General features: G+C 74.4%; 17 protein-coding genes. 6 read left to right on the forward strand and 11 right to left on the reverse strand.

The window, feature by feature from the left end; all coding sequences use genetic code 11:
- Window positions 1-2 precede the first annotated feature (2 nt).
- From BMW85_RS40725 to BMW85_RS40740, 4 genes are read right to left on the reverse strand one after another with little or no spacing between them, the layout of a single operon-like run.
- Window positions 3-839, reverse strand: coding sequence for a TIGR03619 family F420-dependent LLM class oxidoreductase (locus BMW85_RS40725; RefSeq protein WP_177241134.1), 837 nt, complete (start codon window positions 837-839; stop codon window positions 3-5).
- Window positions 836-1780 (reverse strand): acyl-CoA dehydrogenase family protein, encoded by a 945-nt coding sequence (locus BMW85_RS40730; RefSeq protein WP_091092498.1) that lies wholly within the window; start codon window positions 1778-1780, stop codon window positions 836-838. Before BMW85_RS40730 ends, BMW85_RS40725 begins: the two co-directional genes overlap by 4 nt.
- Entirely contained in the window at window positions 1777-2886 is a 1110-nt protein-coding gene (locus tag BMW85_RS40735; RefSeq protein ID WP_091092500.1) for an acyl-CoA dehydrogenase family protein, read from the reverse strand. Before BMW85_RS40735 ends, BMW85_RS40730 begins: the two co-directional genes overlap by 4 nt.
- A 45-nt stretch (window positions 2887-2931) precedes the next feature.
- Window positions 2932-3897, reverse strand: a complete 966-nt coding sequence (locus BMW85_RS40740; protein WP_091092501.1) for an alpha/beta hydrolase — start codon at window positions 3895-3897, stop codon at window positions 2932-2934.
- A 69-nt stretch (window positions 3898-3966) separates the two neighbouring features.
- Here BMW85_RS40740 and BMW85_RS40745 point away from each other — a divergent pair, with 69 nt between their 5' ends.
- Window positions 3967-4710, forward strand: a complete 744-nt coding sequence (locus BMW85_RS40745) for a dienelactone hydrolase family protein (protein ID WP_245775350.1) — start codon at window positions 3967-3969, stop codon at window positions 4708-4710.
- On the opposite strand, the gene BMW85_RS40750 is transcribed toward BMW85_RS40745, so the two are convergent.
- The 3 genes from BMW85_RS40750 to BMW85_RS40760 are packed head-to-tail and all read right to left on the reverse strand — an operon-like array spanning window position 4698 to window position 9312.
- The gene (locus BMW85_RS40750; RefSeq protein WP_245775351.1) at window positions 4698-5453 is read right to left on the reverse strand and encodes an ABC transporter ATP-binding protein; all 756 of its coding nucleotides are present in this window, start codon (window positions 5451-5453) and stop codon (window positions 4698-4700) included. The two genes, BMW85_RS40745 and BMW85_RS40750, sit on opposite strands and share 13 nt — an antisense overlap.
- Window positions 5454-5455: 2 nt before the next feature.
- On the reverse strand, window positions 5456-8083 hold the full coding sequence (locus BMW85_RS40755) for an ABC transporter permease subunit (RefSeq protein WP_245775352.1): 2628 nt from the start codon (window positions 8081-8083) through the stop codon (window positions 5456-5458).
- Window positions 8056-9312, reverse strand: a complete 1257-nt coding sequence (locus tag BMW85_RS40760; protein WP_091092507.1) for an ABC transporter substrate-binding protein — start codon at window positions 9310-9312, stop codon at window positions 8056-8058. The genes BMW85_RS40755 and BMW85_RS40760 overlap by 28 nt, the downstream gene beginning before the upstream one ends.
- A 128-nt stretch (window positions 9313-9440) precedes the next feature.
- Here BMW85_RS40760 and BMW85_RS40765 point away from each other — a divergent pair, with 128 nt between their 5' ends.
- From BMW85_RS40765 to BMW85_RS40780, 4 genes are read left to right on the forward strand one after another with little or no spacing between them, the layout of a single operon-like run.
- Window positions 9441-10532 carry an alcohol dehydrogenase catalytic domain-containing protein gene (locus BMW85_RS40765; protein ID WP_091092508.1) on the forward strand — a complete coding sequence of 364 codons (1092 nt, stop codon included), beginning with the start codon at window positions 9441-9443 and terminating at the stop codon, window positions 10530-10532.
- A gap of 39 nt (window positions 10533-10571) precedes the next feature.
- Window positions 10572-11066: a cupin domain-containing protein gene (locus BMW85_RS40770; protein ID WP_091092510.1), complete on the forward strand. Its 495-nt coding sequence runs from the start codon at window positions 10572-10574 to the stop codon at window positions 11064-11066.
- Window positions 11066-11698, forward strand: coding sequence for an ArsR/SmtB family transcription factor (locus BMW85_RS40775; RefSeq protein ID WP_091092512.1), 633 nt, complete (start codon window positions 11066-11068; stop codon window positions 11696-11698). Before BMW85_RS40770 ends, BMW85_RS40775 begins: the two co-directional genes overlap by 1 nt.
- A 12-nt stretch (window positions 11699-11710) precedes the next feature.
- Window positions 11711-12052, forward strand: coding sequence for a hypothetical protein (locus BMW85_RS40780; RefSeq protein ID WP_091092513.1), 342 nt, complete (start codon window positions 11711-11713; stop codon window positions 12050-12052).
- 14 nt (window positions 12053-12066) lie between these two features.
- Here the strand turns inward: BMW85_RS40780 and BMW85_RS40785 are convergent, their stop codons facing one another.
- A complete protein-coding gene (locus BMW85_RS40785) occupies window positions 12067-14298 on the reverse strand; it encodes an MMPL family transporter (protein WP_091092515.1) in 2232 nt (743 codons plus the stop codon).
- Window positions 14299-14396: 98 nt separating this feature from the next.
- Here BMW85_RS40785 and BMW85_RS40790 point away from each other — a divergent pair, with 98 nt between their 5' ends.
- Window positions 14397-14927: a TetR/AcrR family transcriptional regulator gene (locus BMW85_RS40790; protein ID WP_091092517.1), complete on the forward strand. Its 531-nt coding sequence runs from the start codon at window positions 14397-14399 to the stop codon at window positions 14925-14927.
- Between the two features lie 15 nt (window positions 14928-14942).
- On the opposite strand, the gene BMW85_RS40795 is transcribed toward BMW85_RS40790, so the two are convergent.
- From BMW85_RS40795 to BMW85_RS40805, 3 genes are all read right to left on the reverse strand, one after another.
- On the reverse strand, window positions 14943-17120 hold the full coding sequence (locus BMW85_RS40795; protein ID WP_091092519.1) for a protein kinase domain-containing protein: 2178 nt from the start codon (window positions 17118-17120) through the stop codon (window positions 14943-14945).
- 108 nt (window positions 17121-17228) lie between these two features.
- Complete coding sequence (locus BMW85_RS40800; protein ID WP_091092521.1) at window positions 17229-18611, reverse strand: serine/threonine-protein kinase; 1383 nt, start codon at window positions 18609-18611, stop codon at window positions 17229-17231.
- Window positions 18612-18620: 9 nt separating this feature from the next.
- Complete coding sequence (locus tag BMW85_RS40805) at window positions 18621-19457, reverse strand: LLM class F420-dependent oxidoreductase (RefSeq protein ID WP_091092522.1); 837 nt, start codon at window positions 19455-19457, stop codon at window positions 18621-18623.
- Between the last annotated feature and the right edge of the window lie 37 nt (window positions 19458-19494).

The following is a 19494-nucleotide window of genomic DNA, read 5'->3' on the forward strand; positions in this document are numbered from 1 at the left end:
CATTAACGACCGATCGTTTGTATATCTCGGCCTACTCCGTACCGCTCGGCGAAGGCCGTCAGGGCGGCGACCGCGTCCCGTCCGCGCGTCCACGGCCGGACGATCAGCCGCTCCACGCCCAGCGCCGCCCACGCGGGGACCTCCTCGGGCGGGCCCAGCGCGTACGCGTGCGCCGTCACCGGCACCCCGCCCCCCAGCCGGTCGAGCTGGGGCCTGATGGAGTCGAGGGTGTGCGGCATGCTGATCCACCCGTCGCAGAGCCGCGCCGCGCGGCGCAGCGCCGCCGCCGACTCGCCGCCCGCGAGCACCGGCAGCCGCCGCTGCACGGGTTTCGGCTCGAAGGCGACCTCCGGGAAGGAGTAGAACCTGCCGGCATAGGCGACCACCGGCTCGGTCCACAGCCGCCGTACGACCGCGATGGCCTCGTCCAGCCGCGCCCCGCGCGTCTCGAACGGGATCCCGGCCGCGTCCCACTCCCCCCGGTACCAACCGGCCCCCACCCCGCACACGGCCCGCCCGCCCGAGACCACGTCCAGCGTGGCGAAGGCACGCGCCGACACGAAGGGATGGCGCAGGGCGAGGAGCTGCACGGCGGTGCCGAGCAGGACCCGGCTGGTGTGCGCGGCCAGCCAGCAGAGGTACGCGGGCGCGTCGAACAGCGGCGTCTCCGGCCTGATCCCCGGGTCGGCGCCGCCCGGATAGCGGGCGAGCGACAGGTCCGTGGCGAAGACCAGATGCTCGGGCAGCCACACCGACTCGAACCCCAGCTCGTCGGCCGCCACCGCCACGTCCTTCCACGCGGCCGGATGCAGCAGCCCGAGCGGCACCCCGAACTTCACGGCCACCTCCGCGCGTCGCCGCCGAGCAGCGCGGCCCGCACACGTTCGCGGTGGACGGCGCTGGTCCCGTACGCCGCCCCCAGCGACCAGGCGCGGGCGAGCCAGAACCGCAGGTCCAGCTCGTCGGTGTAGCCGACGGCCCCGTGCACCTGGAGCGCGGAGCCGGCGGCGAGCGCGGCGGCCTCCCCGGCGGCGGCCTTGGCGGCGCTCGCGTCCCTGCCGGCGGCGGGCGCTCCGGCGTCCAGCGCGAGGGCGGCCCGCCACACGAGCGGCGCCGCGAACTCCACGGCCACCGCCACGTCGGCGAGCCGGTGCTTGACCGCCTGGAAGGACCCGATGGGCGCCCCGAACTGGGTACGGACCCGCGCGTAGGCCACGGAGCGCGCCAGCAGCTCCTTGGCCACGCCGACGAGCTGCGCGGCGGTCGCCACGGCAAGCCGGTGCAGCACGGGTCCGGCCGGGGCCTCCAGCGGTTCGTACGCGTCGTAGGCGACGGCGAACAGCGGCCGGCACGGATCGATCCCCGGTCGGGGGGTGAGCTCGGCCGCCTGGACCAGCCGGGCCCCGTCCGGGCGGAGCACCACGAGGAGGTCGGCGAGGTCGGCGTCCGCCGCGTACGCCTGCCCGGGAGCGACCACGCTCACGCACAGCTCGCCGCCGGCGGCCTTGGGCAGCAGCGGCGCGGCCACGGCGGTCTCCGCGACCGGCCCCGGCAGGCAGGCCCGCCCGGTCTCCTCCAGCGCGGGCAGCACGTCGGTCAGCCCGAGCCCGAGCCCGTCGTGCTCCGGCGGCAGCAGCGCGGCGAAGAAGCCGAGCTCGGCGAGCCCCCGCCAGCCGGGCCGCCGCTCGGTGCGCAGCGCGGCCGGCGGGCAGGCGTCACGGAGCACGTCGCGGACGGCCGCGCCGAGCGCGAGCTGTTCGTCGGTGAAGGCGAAGTTCATCGTGGCAGCCCCAGGACGCGTTCGGCGACGATGGTGCGCTGGATCTCGTTCGTGCCCGCGTAGATGGGCCCGGCCAGCGCGAACAGGAAGCCGTCCAGCCAGGGCGTCTCCCCGGCCCGCTCGCCCAGCAGCTCCAGGGCGAGGGCGTGCATGCGCAGGTCCAGCTCCGACCAGAAGATCTTGCCCAGGCTGGATGCCGCCCCGGCCGCCTCCCCCGCCATGATCCGGCGCGCGGTCGCGTACGTGTGCAGCCGGTACGCCTCCGCCTCCGTCCAGCACCGCGCCGCCCGGTCGGCCGCCGCCGGGTCCCCGGACTCGCGGGCCAGCGCGAGGAGCCGGTCGGCGGTGGCGAGGAAACGTCCGGGGCTGCGCAGGGTGAGGCCGCGTTCGGAGGAGGTGGTGGCCATGGCGATGGACCAGCCCTGCCCGGCCTCGCCGAGCACCATCGACTCCTCGACCCGTACGCCGTCGAAGTGCAGCTCGGCGAAGCCGGGCAGCCCGTCGAGCTGGGCGACGGGGCGGACCGCGACCTCGTCCAGGGGGAACATGAAGTAGGTCAGGCCCTTGTGCCGCGCTCCCGAGGTGCGGAAGAGGCCGAAGCCGTGGGTGGCGTGGGCGGCCCGCGAGCTCCACGTCTTGTGCCCGTACAGCCGCCAGCCGCCGCCGGGGACGGGCTCGGCGCGGGAGGTGAGCGCGGCGAGGTCGCTGCCCGCCTCCGGCTCGGACCAGGCCTGCGCCCAGACGTCGGCGCCGCTGGCCATGCGCGGCAGCCAGCGGGCGCGCTGCCCGGGGGTGCCGAACCGCAGGAGGCACGGGGCCAGCAGGAAGATGCCGTTCTGGGTGACGCGGGCGGGGGCGCCGGCGGCCCAGTACTCCTCCTCGAAGATCAGCCAGTCGATGAGGGAGACGCCGCGGCCGCCGTACTCCTCGGGCCAGGAGACGACCGAGAGCCGGGCCGCGGCGAGCCGCGCCTCCCACGCGCGGTGCGCCTGGAAGCCCTCGGCGGTGTCCATGGACGGCAGCGGCGGATCGGGGACGTTGGCGCTCAGCCAGTCGCGAACCTCGGCGCGGAAGTCCCGCTCGGCCGGGGAGAAGTCGAGATCCACATAAACCAACCTAGCGCACGCTTGGTTGGTTGCCCAGACTCCCCGTCAGACCCCGTACGCCCGCCGCAGCGCCGCGACCCTGGCCTCCCGCGCCCGGCGGCTCAGCGCCGCGTCCGGCACCATCATGTCGAACCCGTGGAAGGCCCCCGGATAGAGGTGGAACTCGGTCGAGACCCCCGCCCGCGCCAGCCGCCAGGCGTAGTCCATGTCCTCGTCGCGGAACACCTCCATCTCGCCCACGTCGATGAACGCCGGCGGCAGCCCCGACAGGTCCTCGGCCCGCGCCGGGGCCGCGTACGGGGACACGTCGGGCCCGCCCGCCCGCTCGCCGAGCAGCGCCTTCCACCCGTAGCGGTTCGCGGTCCTGTTCCAGACCACGGCGTCGGCGTGCTGCTCGCTGGAGTGCGTGGCGTCGCGGTCGTCCAGCATGGGGCAGATCAGGAGCTGGAAGGCCACGTCGGGGCCGCCGCGGTCGCGGGCCAGCAGCACGGTCGCCGCGGCGAGCCCGCCGCCCGCGCTGGCGCCGCCCACCGCCAGCCTGGCCGGGTCGATGCCCAGCTCGACGGCGGACTTGGCGGTCCACACGAGCCCCGCGTAGCAGTCCTCGACCGGCGCGGGATGCGGGTGCTCCGGGGCCAGCCGGTAGTCCACGGAGACCGCGACCAGGCCGAGCCGCTCCACGTAGTCGATCATCATGGCGTCGTCGAGGTCGGGGCTGCCCATGATCATGCCGCCGCCGTGGATCCAGTAGAGGCCGGGCCGCTCCGCGCCGCCGCCCGCCGGGCGGTAGATCCGCACCCGCACCTCAGGAGCGTCGTCCGGCCCGGGGACGTACCGGTCCTCGATGGTCACACCGGTCTCCGGCCGCGGCACGGCGGCCACGAACGCGTCGGCCTCCGCGCGCCGCGCCCGCAGCTCCTCCAGCGTCATGGCCGCGAGGTCGACGACGGGCATCGGAGCCGCCTCGATCGCGGCGCGGAGCTCGGGATCGAGATTGGGGTGATAGGTCATGGGAAGGACCCTTCCACGCCACACGGCGCGCTACTCCTCGGCAAGTGGATATCCGTGATCCTTGGCGGCATGCTGGCGGACATGTGCCATTCCACCGACAGCAGGCCGCCCGCTCCGCCCGTCCAGGGAGAGGTGGCCTCGCACGAGCAGTTCGAGCTGACCGCGGCCGACGGCAACCGCTTCATGGCCTTCAGGGCCGAGCCCGCCGAGCCGAACGGCCGCAGCGTCGTGATCATGCCGGACGTGCGCGGGCTGCACCCGTTCTACCGCGACCTCGCGCTGCGCTTCGCCGAGGCGGGCTTCCGTACGATCGCGATCGACTACTTCGGCCGCACCGCGGGCATCGGCGACCGCGGCGACGGTTTCGACTTCATGACGCACGTCAAGCAGCTGAACGCCGACGGCATCCGCGCCGACGTGCGCGCCGCCACCGACGCGCTGCCCGGCCCGGTCTTCACGGTCGGCTTCTGCATGGGCGGCGCGCACTCCTGGCGGCAGGCCCACGAGGGCGGCAACGGGATCGCCGGCGGCATCGGCTTCTACGGCGCGCTGCGGGCCATCCAGGCGCCGGAGACCGGGCCGGGCGCGCCGGTCTTGCTGCTGCGGGGCGGCGCGGACACGGTCTCCACGCCGGAGCAGTTCGCGGCGTACGAGGCGGCGCTGGAGCGGGCCGGCACCCCGTACGAGGAGCACGTGTACGACGGCGCCCCCCACTCGTTCTTCGACCGCTCGTACAAGGAGTGGGAGAGCGCCTGCCAGGACGCCTGGCGGCGGATCCTGTCGTTCACCGAGCGGCACGCTCAGCCCAGGTAGGCGGCGCGGACCACCGGGTCCTCCCGCACCGAGGCCGGGGCGCCGGCCGCGATGACCCGGCCGAGGTCGAGCACCACGACGCGGTCGCAGACGTCCATGACGAAGCCCATGTCGTGCTCGACCAGCAGCACGGTCGTCTCCAGCGCCCGCACGACCTCGGCGAGCCGGGCGGTCTGGGCGGCGTCGAGTCCGGAGGTGGGCTCGTCGAGCAGCAGCAGCGCGGGCCGGTCGGCGAGCGCCCTGGCCAGCTCGACGAGCCGGCGCCGGCCGACGGGGAGCGCGGCGGCGTACGCCTCGCGCAGCGGCGTGAGCCCGCACAGCTCCAGCACCTCGGCCACGCGCTCGCGCCGCTCCCGCTCGCGCCGCCGCCGTCCCGGCCAGCCGGCGAGGTCGGCGGCGAGCCCGCCGCCGCCCCAGCGCCGGTCGGACTCGTGCCAGTCGAGCGCGGCCAGCACGTTGTCGGCCACGGTGAGCCGGCCGAAGACCTGGGTGCGCTGGAACGTGCGGCGCACCCCCGCCCTGGCCCGCGCGGCCGGTGACGTCCCGGTCAGGTCGCGCCCGTCCAGCCGGACCCGGCCCGCGTCCGGCCGCCGCAGCCCGGACACCACGTCGAACAGCGTGGTCTTGCCCGCCCCGTTCGGCCCGATCACCCCGCACACCTGGCCCTCGGGCACCTCGAACGACACCTCCTCCAGCGCCCGCACCCCGCCGAACGCCACCGACACCCCCTCGATCGCCAGCACCGTCAGCCCACCCCCAGGTACGCGGCCGTCAGCCGCTCGCCGTCGACCTCGGATCGCGGCCCGGCCCAGGTGATTTGCCCTAGCCGCATGAACGCGACCCGGTCGGCGAGCGCCAGCGCCTCGGTCGCCTTCTCCTCGACCAGCAGCAGCGCCACCCCGCGCTCGCGCAGCTCGGCGAAGACCTCGAAGACCTGCCGGACGAGCAACGGCGCGAGCCCGAGCGACGGCTCGTCGGCGATGAGCACGCGGGGCGGGCGGACCAGCGCCGGGGCGAGCGTGAGGAGCTGCTGCTCGCCGCCGGACAGCGCGCCGGCGAGGACGTCGCGGCGCTCGGCGAGGCGCGGCAGCCGCTCGTAGACGGGCTCGGGGTCGGGCAGCCAGGTGCGCAGGTTCTCCTCGACGGTGAGGCCGGGGAAGACGCCGCGCCCCTCGGGGGCCAGCAGGATCCCGGCCCGGGCCCGGCGGTGCGCGGGCCAGGAGGTGACGTCCACGCCGTCGAGCAGGATCCGCCCGCCGGTGGCCGGCAGGTCTCCTGCGGCCACGGCGCAGGCGGTGGACTTGCCGGCGCCGTTCGCGCCGAGCAGCGCGACGACCTCGCCGGGGCGGACGGCGAGGTCCACGCCGCGCAGGACCGCGCAGTCGGCGTACCCGGCGGCGACGCCCTCCAGCCGGAAGACCGCGCCCTCGGCCGGCGACGACACCGGCAGGCCGGTGTCCGGTTCCGTGGGCGGCGGCTTCCGGTGGCGCAGCTCGGCGAGCTGGGTGAGCACGCCGTCGGGATGCTTGGCCAGGATCATGCCGCCGAGCCCGAACAGGATGGCTCCGACGTGCGCGGAGACGTCCCAGGTGGCCAGCAGCTCGGGCACGGCGACCGCGACGAGCCCGCCGAGCACCGCGCCGCCGATCCGGCGCACGCCCTGGAGCACCACGATCGCCAGCCAGACGAACCCGGAGAAGGCGGGCAGATCGGTGGCGGTGATCGAGCCCTTCGCGACCGCGTACAGCACCCCGCCGAGCCCGGCGATCGCCGACGCCAGCACGAACAGCGTGATCTTGGCGCGGGTCGGCGACAGCCCGCAGGTGAGCGCGGCGGCCGGGGCCGAGCGCACGGCGAGGATGGCCCGCCCGGACGCCGACCGTTCAAGGTTCCGCACCAGCACCGCGACGCCGCCGATGAGCACGAGCAGCACCGCGACCAGCACCCGGGGGTCGGAGGTGTCGGCGAGGCCCAGCCCGAGCGCGGGCAGCGGCCAGCCGATGGTGCCGTTGCTGAAGGCGTCCACCTGGAAGAGCACCTGGTCGGCGAGGAGCGCCAGGGCGAGCGTGGCCAGCGTCAGCACCCGCCCGCCGAGGCGCAGCGCGGGCAGCGCCACGAGCAGCCCGGCGGCCGACGCCGCGAGCACGCCCAGCCCGATCGCGGCGGCGAACGGCAGCCCGGAGGCGAACGCCCAGCCGCAGGTGAGCGCGGCCATCGCGGCGAAGGCGGCCTGCGCCAGGTTCACCATGCCGCCGATCCCGGTGACCACGACGAACGAGCAGAAGATCAGCGCCAGCACCAGCCCCTGCGCGGCCACGCCCACGTAGTACGCGGGCGCGGCGAGGGCGAAGACCGCCAGCGCGGCCAGCCCGGCCGCCCACGGCAGGCGGCGGCGCCACGGCGGCAGCCCGGCCAGGTGGTCCGGCGGCGGGGCGTCCTCGGCGGCGCTGCCCGCGACCCGCTCGCGCGAGCGGTTGAGCAGCACCAGCCCGGCGAACAGCAGGATCACCGGCACGGCGGTGCGCAGCCCGGTGACCTCCTGGAGGAAGCCGGTGTATCCGGCGACCAGGTTCTGCACGACGCCGAGGGCGAGCCCGGCGGCGAACGTCCACGGGATCGAGCGCAGCCGCCCGAACACCGCCGCCGTGGCCGAGGCGAACAGCAGCACCGTGTACGCGGTCGCGTCCAGCCCGAGCACCGCGACCGCCAGCACCCCGGCGAGCCCGGCGAGGCCCGAGCCGAGCATCCACGCCAGCGCGGAGGTCGCGTCCGGGTCGATGCCGCGCAGCGCCGCCAGGTCGCGCCGGTCCACGCAGGCGCGCATGCGCAGCCCGTACGGGGTGTGCCGCAGGAACGCCCACAGCCCGATCGCGGTGACCACGGCGAAGCCGAACGTGATGAGCTGGTCGGTGTCGAGGGTGACCCCCAGCACGCCGACGGGCACGGACGGATGCGGGCCGACGCCGCGCGGCAGCGAGGTGGCGTCCGCGGGCGGCAGCCCGGCCAGGTCCACGACCAGCAGGCCGAGCGCGGGCAGCGCGATCGTCAGCCCGATGGTGGCGACGATCTGCGCGGTCTCCCCTGCCCTGGCGAGGCCGCGGAACATGGCCTTGTGCAGCACGTAGCCGAGCGCGGGCGCGAACAGCCCGGCCGCGATGAGCGCCGAGAGCCAGGCGGGCAGCCCGGCGGCGGCGTTGAGCTCGTGGAACAGCAGCGCGGCCAGGAAGCCGAGCGCCCCGTGGGCGAAGTTGAACACCCCGGTCGCGGCGTAGGAGAGCGTGAGGCCGGCCCCCATGATGGCGAAGATGCCGCCGGTGACCAGGCCGCTGAGGACGTAGCCGACGATCATCTGAGCGGCACGTTGTCGAAGCACTTCATGCTCTTGGCCACCCGGAAGGCGCCGCCCTCCAGCTTGACCAGGGCGCCGCAGCCGTTCGGCTCGGTGTGGTCCTTGGGGTACTCGATCCGGCCGAAGCCCGGGTTCTCGTACAGATAGGACCCGTTGGCCGTGGCCAGGAACTTCTCCCTGGTGAGGTCCTGGCCGGTCTTGTCGAGCAGGTCGAGGAAGATGTCGGCGGCCCAGTAGCCGATGGCCAGGTGCTGGGTGAGCGGGGTGCCGGGGGCGACCTTCTCGACGTCCTGCCTGAGCCGGGCGATCTCAGGGGCGGTGGACTCGAAGGGCTCGAACATCGGGGCGGCGATCACCCCGTCGAGCGCCCCGGCGCTGGCCGGGTCCTTGAGTATGGCGACGTCGTAGCTGGTGGCGTCGGTGAGCACGCCCTTGTAGCCGGCCCGCTTGAGCGCGCCGTAGAGGCCGACGTTGAACTTGGTGCCGGCGATCACCGAGACCACCACGTCGGGCGGGCCGCCGCCGTCGGAGGTCATGATCTTGTTGACGTACGGCAGCCAGTCGGGGGGCGGCGCGGCGGCGGGCAGCCCCGAGTCGACCCCGGCCAGCTCGAAGCCCGCCGCCGTGAAGGACTGGGAGATGGTGGTGCCGCCGTACTTGCTGCCGCTGGAGTCGCTGGTCTGGACGTAGACGCTCTTGCCCTCGGCGCCGCCGAGCAGCTCGGCCAGCTGCCGGCCCCACCAGGTCTGGGAGCCGTCGCCCTGCTTGGGGGCCAGGCAGCCGTTGTAGCCGAAGCCGGTCCTGGTGCCGCACCACTGGGGGCCGGTGGCCCAGCCGAACCACGGCACGCCCTGCTGCTCCAGGAAGGCCGCGCCGCCGAAGTTGGGCGCGTGCACCGGCACCAGGGCGAAGACCTGGTCCTTCTGCACGAGCTTCTTGGCGGCGGCGTCGCCCTTGGCCGCGTCCTGGCCGTCGTCCTCCGCGCCGATGAACTCGATCGTCCTGCCGTGCACGCCGCCCTCGGCGTTGGCCCGTTCGAAGCGGGCCCGCGCGCCGGTCTCTGCGTCCTTGGTGGAGTAGCCGCTGGCGCTGGTCTTGGTGAGCACGCCGCCGACCTTGACCGTCGTGCCGGTGACGCCCGGCACGGCGCCGCCCTCCTGCCGGGGAGCGCCCTTCTGCTGGGCGGCGCAGCCTGCTGCCGCCACCAGCAGCACCGGTAGGAGCGCCGCCGTCACACCCCGCCGTGCGATCATGGTCACCTCACGATTTGGCCTAGCGATCGCTTGGTTTTGCGGTGAGCGTAAATTCGCCCGGAAGGGGTGTCAACGGCCTACCTAGCAACCGCTTGCTCGAATATGGCCGTCCGGTTACCGTGAGGCGCATGCTGATGCGCGCGGCCGTGCTGACCGGGTTCCAGGCCCCCATGGAGATCCGCGAGGTGGAGATCGACGACCCCGGCCCCGGCGAGGTCCGCGTACGGATCAAGGCGTCCGGCGTGTGCGGCTCCGACCTCAAGGCCATCGACGGCAAGAGCCCCGTCGTGCGCGAGCCGCCGTTCATCCTCGGGCACGAGAGCGCGGGCGTGGTGGAAAGCGTCGGCGCGGGCGTCACCGGGCTCAGGCCGGGCGATCCCGTCATCATCGCCATGAACGGCCCGTGCGGGCGCTGCCGGCACTGCGGCGCGGGACGGTTCCACCTGTGCTCGGGCCCGGCCCGGCTGCAGGCCATCATGGGCGGCGCGCCCCGCGTCCGGCTGGACGGCCGCGAGACCCGCCGCTTCATCGGCATCGGCTCCTTCGCCGAGTACGCGGTCGTCGCCGAGACCATGTGCGTCAAGGTCGGCGGCGACGGCGCCGACTTCGCCGCGCTGGCCCTGCTGGCCTGCGGCGTCGTCACCGGCGTGGGCGCGGTGCTCAACGTCGCCCGGGTGGAGCCCGGCTCGTCGGTCCTGGTCGTGGGCTGCGGCGGCGTGGGGCTCAACGTCGTCCAGGGCGCGGTGCTGGCGGGCGCGACCACGATCGTCGCGGCGGACGTGGCCGAGTCCAAGCTCAAGCTGGCCGAGCGCTTCGGCGCCACCCACACCCTGCTCGCCGCCGACCTCCCGAAGCAGGTGGGCGAGCTGGTACGGGGCGGCGCCGACTACGCCTTCGACGTGACCGGCGTCCCCGGCGTGCTGGCGCAGGCGTTCGCCGCCACGAGGCAGGGTGGCACGACGATCATGGTCGGCAGCCCGCCTGCGGGGCGTCCGGTGGAGCTGGACCCGGGGCTGCTGTTCGCCTCCCGCCGCCTCATGGGCACCCAGGGCGGCGACGCCGCGCCGCACCGCGACCTGCCCATGCTCGCCGGCCTCTACCGGCGGGGCCGCCTCGACCTGGACGGGCTGATCTCCGAACGCCTCCCGCTCGACGCGGTCAACGACGCCGTCGCCCACGTGCGGGAGGGGGCGGTCGCGCGCACGGTCATCACGTTCTAGGCTATTCTAAGCTTCCTTAGAACGTTAGAAGGAGGCGGAATGTCCTACCCCCCGATCCGTTATGAAGGCGAGAAGGGCACCACCGGCGGCGTGCTGCGGGCCGGCGACCTCGCCCCCGACCTGCGGATAGGCGAGAACGGCACCCAGGTCCACTACCTCGGCACCGGCGACTCCACGGGCGGCGCATTCGGCCTCTACCGCTGGGAGATGGGCCCCAACCCGTCCGGCCCGAGCCCCCACTTCCACCGCACGATCACCGAGTCGTTCTACGTGCTGTCCGGCGAGATCAAGCTGTTCAACGGCGAGACGTGGGCGACGGGCCGCCCCGGCGACTTCCTGTTCGTGCCGGAGGGCGGCATCCACGCCTTCCGCAACGAGTCCGGCGCGCCCGCCTCGATGCTGATCCTGTTCACGCCGGGCGCGCCCCGCGAGGCGTACTTCGAGGAGCTGGCCGACATCGCCAACAACGGCCGGGAGCTCACGGCCGAGGAGTGGACGGAGCTCTACCTCCGGCACGACCAGTACATGGTCTGATGTCCGAGTTCCCCGAGGAGCCGATCTACCAGCAGCTCGCCCGCGTCTCCAAGGCCCTCGCCAGCCCGGTGCGGCTGCGCCTGCTCGACGTGCTCGACCAGCGCGAGCGCACGGTCGAGGAGCTGGCCACGGCGGCCGGCGTCCCGCTCAAGAACACCTCGGCGCAGCTCCAGCAGCTCCGCGCCGCCCACCTGGTGACCAGCAGGAGGGACGGCCCCCGTGTCTACTACCGGCTGGCCGACGAGCGGGTCTCCCGCTTCCTCGGGGAGCTCCAGGGCTTCGCCCACGACCGGCTGGCCGGGCTGCGCGACGCCGTACGCGACCGGCTCGGCACCCTGGAGGGCGTCACCGCCGGCGAGCTGGCCGGCCGCCTGGCCGACCCGGCCACGCTCGTCCTCGACGTGCGCTCGGCCGCCGACTACGCGGCCGGGCACGTCCCAGGGGCGATCTCGGTGCCGCTGGCCGAGCTGCGCGAGCGGCTGGCCGAGCTGCCGCGCGACGCCTCGATCGTGGCCTACTGCGGCGGGCCCTACTGCGTGGTCTCGCCCGAGGCCGTACGCGTGCTGCGCGAGCACGGCTTCGACGCCCGCCCGCTGGACGGCGGCTACCTGGGATGGCGGCGCGGAATGTGATAGTCACTCCAAGTGACCGAAACATCACGACAGAGGCAGGCGCGCACGCGCGTCACCCGCACCGCCGCGGCCGGTCTGCTCGGGCTCCTCACCCTGGGCGGCCCGGCCCCGGCCTCCGCCGCCCGCCTCTACGACTTCGCCGTGCCCGACGTCGCCATCCGGAGCGAGCCGACGGCGAGCTCCGTCCAGGTCGGCCTCGGCCAGCCCGGCCAGAGCTTCGCCCTCTACCGCTCGGAGGAGCACGAGCTCTACAGCTGCGGCCCGTTCGAGAGCACCCTGTGGCACCACGGCCGCAACCTGGCCACCGACGTCACCGGCTGGGTGCCCGCGTGCAACACCGACGACCCCGACTGACGGCCCGCCGGGGCCTACACCCCGGCGGGTTCGCGATGCCTGGGGGCCGGCGTCGCGGACTCCTCCTCGTCCTCCTCGTTACCCTCCACCGACAGGTTCGGCAGGAGGCGGTCCAGCCAGCGCGGGCACCACCAGTTGGCCCGGCCGAGCAGCACCATCGTGGCGGGCACCAGGAAGCCGCGGATGATCGTGGCGTCCACCGCGATCGCCACCGCGAGCCCCACCCCGAACGTCTTGACCAGCGCGTCCGGATAGGCGATGAACGCCACGAAGACGGCCACCATGATCAGCGCGGCGGACGTGATGACCCGCCCGGTCGAGCCGAGCCCCTCGGCCACCGCCCGCGCGTTGCGCCCGTGCCGGACGTACGACTGCCGCACCGCCGTCAGCAGGAACACCTCGTAGTCCATCGACAGCCCGAACAGCACCGCGAACAGCATCAGCGGCACATAACTCTCGATCGGCACGGTGAAGAAGACCGTCGCCAGGTACGACGAGCTGACCGGCGGATCCATGCCCACCAGCCCGCTGCCCAGCCCGACCGAGAACACCAGCGCCAGCGCGCCGAACGCGGCCCCGAGCGAGACCAGGTTCATCACCGCCGCCTTGATCGCGACCACCGGCGCGCGGAAGGCGAACAGCAGCAGCAGCGCGCTGAGCAGCACCACCACGCCGATCACCAGCGGAGTGCGCTCGGCCATACGGTCACCGGCGTCCGTGAGCCCCGCGACCTTGCCGCCGACGTGCACGTCCACGCCGGGCAGCGCGATCTTCCTGACCTCGTGGACGACGTCCACGGTCCGGCTGTCGCTGGGGGCGTACTCGGGGATCGCCTGGAGCAGCACCGAGCGGCCCGAGTCGTTGACCTTGGGGTCGGTGACGTGCGCGACGCCCTCGACGTCCCCGACCGCGCTCTTGAGCTCCTTGACCAGCGGGTCCTTGGCGTCCTTCACCTTCTCCGGCAGCTCGGCGACCACGATGAGCGGGCCGTTGGAGCCGGGGCCGAAGGCCGTGGCCATCAGCTCGTACGCGCGCCGCGAGTCCGACCCCTGGGTGCCGTACCCCTCGTCGAGCGAGCCGAGCTTGAGCGCGAGCGCCGGGGCGGCCAGCGCGCCCAGCACGACCACGCTGGCGAGCAGCACCCGCCACGGCCGCCGCGCCACCCACGAGCCGAGCCCGGCCCAGCCGCCACCGCCCGAGCCGGCGGAGCCGGCGGCGCGCAGGCCAGGCACCTTGAGCGCGTTGACGCGGTGGCCGAGCAGCCCGAGCAGGGCGGGAACGAGCGTGATGGAGGTCAGCACGGCGGCGACGACGGAGATGCCGGTCACCCAGCCGAGCGTGGCCAGCAGCGGGAACCCGGCCAGCAGCAGCGCGCTCAACGCGATGATCACGGTGCCGCCAGCGAAGACGACCGCGCCGCCGGAGCTGGCGACCGTGCGACGTACCGACTCGACCACCGGCACGCCCTGGGCGAGCAGCCGGCGGTGGCGCGAGAGCAGGAACAGCGCGTAGTCGATGCCGACGCCGAGCCCGATCATCGTGGCCATGATGCCGGCCTGCTTGGGCATGTCCACGACCCAGCCGAGCAGCCCGATCAGGCCGAGCCCCGAGGCCACGCTGACCAGCGCCGCGAAGATCGGGACCATGGCGGCGACCAGCGTCCCGAACGCGAACACCAGCACCAGCAGCGCGCACACCACGCCGATGATCTCGCTCGGCCCGGTCTTGATCTCCTTGTCCGCGGGGCTGGAGCTGTCGGCGGGGACGACCTCCAGCCCGGCGGCGCGCGCGGGGTCGGCGGCCTTCGACAGGGTCTGCGTCGTCTCGGCGAGCTTGGTGGGGTCCTGGCCCTCGAGTCTGACGCCGATGACGCCGATCTGCAGGTTCGAGGAGATGCCGCCCCTGCGGAAGGGCGTGTCCACCTGATCCACGTGCGGCACCTTGCGGATGCTCGCGATCGCGTCCTCGACGGCCCGCTTGCGCTTGTCCTCAAGCAGCGGGCCGTCGGGCGAGTACACCAGGAGCTGGATGCTGCCGCCCTGGTCGTAACCCGGCCCGAAGCCCTCCTTCATGAGGTCGTGGGCACGCTGCGCGTCGGTCCCGGGGATGCTGGCGTCGTTGCTGGTGGGGCTGGGGAAGGCGAGGTTCGCTCCCATGAGACCGGCCGCCACCACGACCCATAATGCGAGTACGATCCCGCCGTGCCGCGCGCACCAGCCGCCCAGCCGCCCCAGCAACCGCGTCATCGCTCCGCCCCCACCCTCGACGCCCGTCCTGTACGGTCGTACAAGATACGATAAGGCCGGAACAGTCCGGCAGGCTGTCCCCCCAGGGAAATGAGACGATGACCACAGCCGACGACACCCGCACCCGGATCCTGGCCGCGGCCAGGGAGTTGTTCGCCGAGCGCGGCTACGCGGCCACCTCACTCGCCGACATCGCCGCCGCCGTCGGCCTCACCAAGACCGCCGTCGCCTACCACTTCCACCCCAAGGACCGGCTGGCGGCCGAGCTGCTGTCCCCGGTGGCCGACGACATGCTGGCACTGCTCGGCGACGACTACGCCGACCGGCCGGCGTTCGTGTCGGCGCTGGTCTCGTTCGCGGTGCGCTACCGGTCGGTGATCCGGCTGTTCATGGAGGACCTGGCGGGCGACGACGCCGTCTCGCCCGTCTCGCCCGACTCGGAGGCGGCGGCGATCCGCACCTTCCGCGACGGCATCTTCGTCAAGCTGGCCGGGGAGGACCCGGACGCGGCGACGACCGTACGATGCTGGGCCCTGCTCGGGGCACTGCAGTGGGGCGTGGTCAAGACCATGGACCTGCCCGAGGACGAGGTCGAGGCCGTGCTCCTGGAGGCGGTCCGCACCCTCTGACCAGCACGCTGCGCTTCAGGGCGCTTCCGGGGGGACCTCGCCGCCGCCGGACGGGAGCGTCGGGGTGGCGGAGGGCTCGGTGGGGTCGGGGCCGGACTGGCTCCGCAGGCCGACCGTGAGGACGACGGCCGCCCCGGACCCGGCGCACGCCCCCGGCTGGAGGCTCTGCGCGATGACCATGCCCACCTGCGACGGATTGTCGACCACCTGGCCCCGCGCCCGTGCGGTGAGCCCCGCGACCCGGAGCGCGGCGCGGGCGTCCGCGCGGGACCGGCCGACCACCGAGGGGACGCTCACGCCCTCCCGCGACACGGTCAGCGCCACCGCCGTGCCGCCCGCGACGCGCGTGCCCGGCTCGGGCCGCGCGGCGAGGACGCTGTCGTCCGGCTTCGCCGAGCACGCACGGGTCACCGCGCCCGCCTTGAGACCCGCGGCGGCCAGGGCGGACAGGGCCGCCTCGCGCTGCTGCCCCAGCACGGCCGGGACGGGGACCCCCGCCGACACCCGGAGCGCGACCGTGGCGCCCTTCGCCGCCCGCGCGCCGGCGGCGGGCTGGCTGGAGAGGACCTTGCCGATCTTCTCCGGCGAGTCGGCCTGGGTCACGACGCCGGGGACCAGACCCGCCCGCTTGATGGCCTTGACCGCCGCGGCCCGGTCCAGGCCGGTCAGCGCCGGAACGATCACCGGGGGCAGCGCGGGGCCGGTGCCCGGGACGGTGGCGGGGTTGGTCGCGGGGTTCGTGACGGGATTCGTGACGGGGTTCGTGACGGGGTTCGCGCCCGGCCGGGCCTGGTTGCGGTCGGCGGGCTGGTTCCGCTGGCCCTGACGGGGCGGGGCGGCGGTGGACGGCGGCTTCCTGCTGCCGGGCCCGGACGTCACGGGCCACGTCCCGGCCATCGGGCCGGCCACCTGGGCGGCCTGGCCGTTCCTGCCGAGGGTGGGGACGAGGACGGCGAGCAGCACGGTGGCGGTCACCAGCAGGGCCACGCAGACGGCCAGCGCCGCCCGCATCCACCCCGCCTTCCTGGCCGGATCCCCGGCAACCCGCAGCCGGCCACCCCCGGGCGGCCCCATCCCCACCCCACCCCGCCCAACCTCCTGCCCTTCCCCGCCCCTCCCGGCCCTCCCCACTTTCCCGCCGCTCTCGGCCTCCCCCGCTTCCCCGCCCCTCTCGGTCGGAGAGGTGGGGGAGTCCGGAACACCCGAGAAAGCCGAGACACCTGGGGCGGCGGGCTCGCTGGAGTCGCCTCCCTCGGGAAGCACGTAGCCGCCCGGCGTGCCGGTGGCCTCGGGCTCGGCGACCGGCACACGCTGCTCGGGAACCAGGGGCGGGGGCGGGGCGCGGAGGATGTGCGGGGGCGGGGTGTCGAGGACCTCGGAGGGCAGCGCCGCCGCCGACGACTCCCCCAGCAGCTCGAACAGCAGCTCCCTGCTCCCAGGCCGGTTCCTGGCGTCCTTCTCCAGGCACGCCTCGACCAGCACCCGCAGCCGCCCCTCCAGCCGCCCGAGCTCGGGCGGAGCGGTGAGGATGCGGTGCAGGACCGGCGCCACGGAGTCCTGCCCGAACGGGGCCGTGGCGTTGGCGGCGAAGCACATCGTCGCGGCCCATGAGAACACGTCCGCCTTGCCGGTGACGGCCGAGGCGGTGATCTGCTCCGGCGCCATGTACGCCGGGGTCCCCACCCCCCTGCCGCTCACCGTGGCCGCCGCGTCGAGGGCGCGGGCGAGCCCGAAGTCGATCACGCGCGGCCCGTCGGAGCCGAGCAGCACGTTCTGGGGCTTGAAGTCGCGGTGGACGATGCCCGCCCGGTGGATCGCGGTGATCGCGGTCGCCGTGCCGACCGCCAGCCGCTCCAGCGCGCCGCCGCGCCGTGGCCCGGTCAGCGCGACCTCGCGGGCCAGGGACGGGCCGTCCACGTACTCGCTCACGATGTACGCCCGGCCCTCGTCGAACCCGGCGTCGATCACCTGCGCCGTGCAGAACCTCGCCACGTGCTTGGCCAGCTCGACCTCGCGCAGGAACGCCCCCCGCTCGTCACCCACCGGTCCGTGGAGCAGCTTGACCGCGTACGCCTCGCCGTCCCTCGCGCCGAGGAACACGACGCCCTGGCCGCCCTCCCCAAGGCGCCCGGACAGCTCGTACGCGCCGAGCCGGGCAGGGTCCCCCGTCCTGAGCGGCTGTGCCGTTGGCACCGGGTGCCTCCCCTCGCCGCCACCCGTTCCTGCTTACCAGTGGAAGCAACCGGTTGCTCGCAGTCAACCTCGCGCAGCACAATGCCACCTGACCGTGACACTCGCCGGTCAGGAAGCGCGGGTCACGGTGCCCGAATACGTCACTTCTTCCTGGCCCTCGCGCGTCACCTTGATGGCGAGCTGGTCGGCGTACGCGGTGGGGAGCAGCCGCAGCGTCCCTGGATAGCACGCCTCGCCCGCGACCTCGTGGAGGGCGTACACCGTCCCGCCGTCGCCGTCGAGGCCGATGCGCCCCGAGCAGTGGAGGTCGCTGCCCCACCGCATGGTGCCCGCGCCGTCCTCGCCGAGGCGCAGCTCCACCGGGAACACCCGCTCGGCCGTGGCGTGCTCGGCCGAGCCGGTCCAGGTGCCGGCCAGGCCGGGGGCGTACGCGCCCTGGAGCCAGTAGACGGCTCCGGCCACGGCCATCCCCAGCCCGGCCAGCCCGACGACCACCTGCCACACCCGGAGCCGCCGCCGCACCGGCCGGGGCTCGGGAGCGAGGATGGTTCCGGTGACGGCCGGGAAGGCGCTGGTCGGGGCCGGGTCCGTGGTGGCGGCGGAAAGCGGGGTGAGGGCGGACGAGGGGAGGGCAGCGGCGGACGGCGGGAGGGCGGCCATGGCGCCCGAGGTCAGGACGTCACCCCCCGAGCCGTCCTGTCCCAGCAGCCGCCGCAGCACCTCCTCCGCGTCCGGCCGGTCACCGGGCTCCCGCGCCAGGCACGCCTCGACGATCTCCCGCAGCCGCCCGCCGAGCGGCCCCAGGTCGGGCTTGCCGAACAGGATCCTGGCCAGCACCTCCTGATAGGTCTCCCCCGTGTACGCGTGCCGCCCGCTCGCCGTGTACGCCACCGTCAGCGCCCAGGCCCACAGGTCGGCCGGCGGTCCGGCGCCCTCGCCGTTGATCCGCTCGGGCGGCAGGTAGGCGGGGGTTCCGACGGGCGAGAGCCCGGTGGTGACCGTGGTGCCCACCAGGCGCGAGATGCCGAAGTCGATCACGCGGGGCCCGTCCAGGCCGAGCAGCACGTTGCCGGGTTTGAAGTCCCGGTGCACGACCCCGGCCCGGTGGATGGCGCCGAGCGCGGTGGCGGTGCCGATGGCCAGGCGTTCCAGTGAGCCGCCGAGCGCCGGCCCTCTGGCGGTGACGTGCTCGCGCAGCGACGGGCCCTCGACGTACTCGCTGACCAGGTAGGGGCGGTCGCCTTCGAGGTCGGCGTCCAGGAGCTGGGCGGTGCAGAACGCGGCCACCCGCCGGACGGCCTCGACCTCGCCGAGGAAGCGCCGCCGTACGGCGGGGTCGGCGGAGAGCCCGGCGTGCAGCAGCTTGACCGCGACCTGCGCGCCCTGCGGCGAGTGCCCGAGGTAGACGACGCCCTGCCCGCCCTGCCCGAGCCGCCGCGACAACCGGTAGGACCCCAGGTGGCGCGGGTCGTCGGGACGTAACTCGGACATGCTCCGGAATTATGCCGTCTTCTCGATCAGTTGGGCGTAATGGTCGAGGATCGGCAGCACCTTGTCGGCCGGGCCGCTCGGCAGGGCGGCGACGACCTCCTCGACGCCGAGCCCGGCGTAGTGGTCGAGCTTCTCGGCGGTGGGCAGGGTGCCGAACGGGATGACGCGGGCGGGCGGGCGTCCGGCCCGCTCGCACGCCTCGCGGAGCGCGGGCAGCGCGGCCTTGACGCCCTTGCCGCCGATGGGCATCCAGCCGTCGGCGTACTCGGCTACGTGGGCGAAGAGTTTCGGCCCCGCCGCGCCGCCGACGTAGACGGGCGGGCGGCGCCGCGGCTTGGGCCAGGACCAGGCCGGTTCGACCCCGTCCAGTAGGCCGTCGAAGGAGGCGCGCTCGTCGCGCCAGAGCGCCTGCATGGCGAGGACGTGCCGGCGGGCGAGGTCGCGGCGGCCGGCGTACGGGACGCCGTGGTTCTCGATCTCCTCGACGTTCCAGCCGAACCCGACGCCGACGGTCACCCGCCCGCCGGACAGGTGGTCGAGCGAGGCGATGGCCTTGGCGGTGACGATGGGGTCGCGCTGGGCGGCGAGCAGGATGCCGGTGCCGACCTCCAGCGTACGGGTGGCGGCGGCGGCGAAGGAGAGGGCCACGAGCGGGTCGAGGGTGCGCCGGTACTCCTCGGGCAGCTCGCCGCCGGCCGCGCCGGGGTAGGGGGTGCGGCGGGAGACGGGGATGTGGGTGTGCTCGGGCACGTAGAGAGAGGAGAATCCGCGCTCCTCGGCCGCTATGGCCAGCTCGTGGATCGGCATGGCGAGATCCGTGGCGAACATGGTGACGCCCAGCCTCATGGGCCCTCCTCGTGGTTAACCAAGCGATTGCTCGGTT

Origin of the sequence: Nonomuraea wenchangensis (assembly GCF_900111685.1) — a bacterium.
Classification (GTDB): Bacteria; Actinomycetota; Actinomycetes; order Streptosporangiales; family Streptosporangiaceae; genus Nonomuraea; species Nonomuraea wenchangensis.

Excerpts from the sequence above, each read along its gene's own strand:
- BMW85_RS40730 (WP_091092498.1), bottom strand. The coding sequence starts at position 1,780 with ATGAACTTCGCCTTCACCGACGAACAGCTCGCGCTCGGCGCGGCCGTC.
- BMW85_RS40740 (WP_091092501.1), bottom strand. The coding sequence starts at position 3,897 with ATGACCTATCACCCCAATCTCGATCCCGAGCTCCGCGCCGCGATCGAG.
- BMW85_RS40745 (WP_245775350.1), top strand. The coding sequence starts at position 3,967 with ATGCTGGCGGACATGTGCCATTCCACCGACAGCAGGCCGCCCGCTCCG.
- BMW85_RS40760 (WP_091092507.1), bottom strand. The coding sequence starts at position 9,312 with ATGATCGCACGGCGGGGTGTGACGGCGGCGCTCCTACCGGTGCTGCTG.
- BMW85_RS40765 (WP_091092508.1), top strand. The coding sequence starts at position 9,441 with ATGCTGATGCGCGCGGCCGTGCTGACCGGGTTCCAGGCCCCCATGGAG.
- BMW85_RS40770 (WP_091092510.1), top strand. The coding sequence starts at position 10,572 with ATGTCCTACCCCCCGATCCGTTATGAAGGCGAGAAGGGCACCACCGGC.
- BMW85_RS40775 (WP_091092512.1), top strand. The coding sequence starts at position 11,066 with ATGTCCGAGTTCCCCGAGGAGCCGATCTACCAGCAGCTCGCCCGCGTC.
- BMW85_RS40785 (WP_091092515.1), bottom strand. The coding sequence starts at position 14,298 with ATGACGCGGTTGCTGGGGCGGCTGGGCGGCTGGTGCGCGCGGCACGGC.
- BMW85_RS40790 (WP_091092517.1), top strand. The coding sequence starts at position 14,397 with ATGACCACAGCCGACGACACCCGCACCCGGATCCTGGCCGCGGCCAGG.
- BMW85_RS40800 (WP_091092521.1), bottom strand. The coding sequence starts at position 18,611 with ATGTCCGAGTTACGTCCCGACGACCCGCGCCACCTGGGGTCCTACCGG.
- BMW85_RS40805 (WP_091092522.1), bottom strand. The coding sequence starts at position 19,457 with ATGAGGCTGGGCGTCACCATGTTCGCCACGGATCTCGCCATGCCGATC.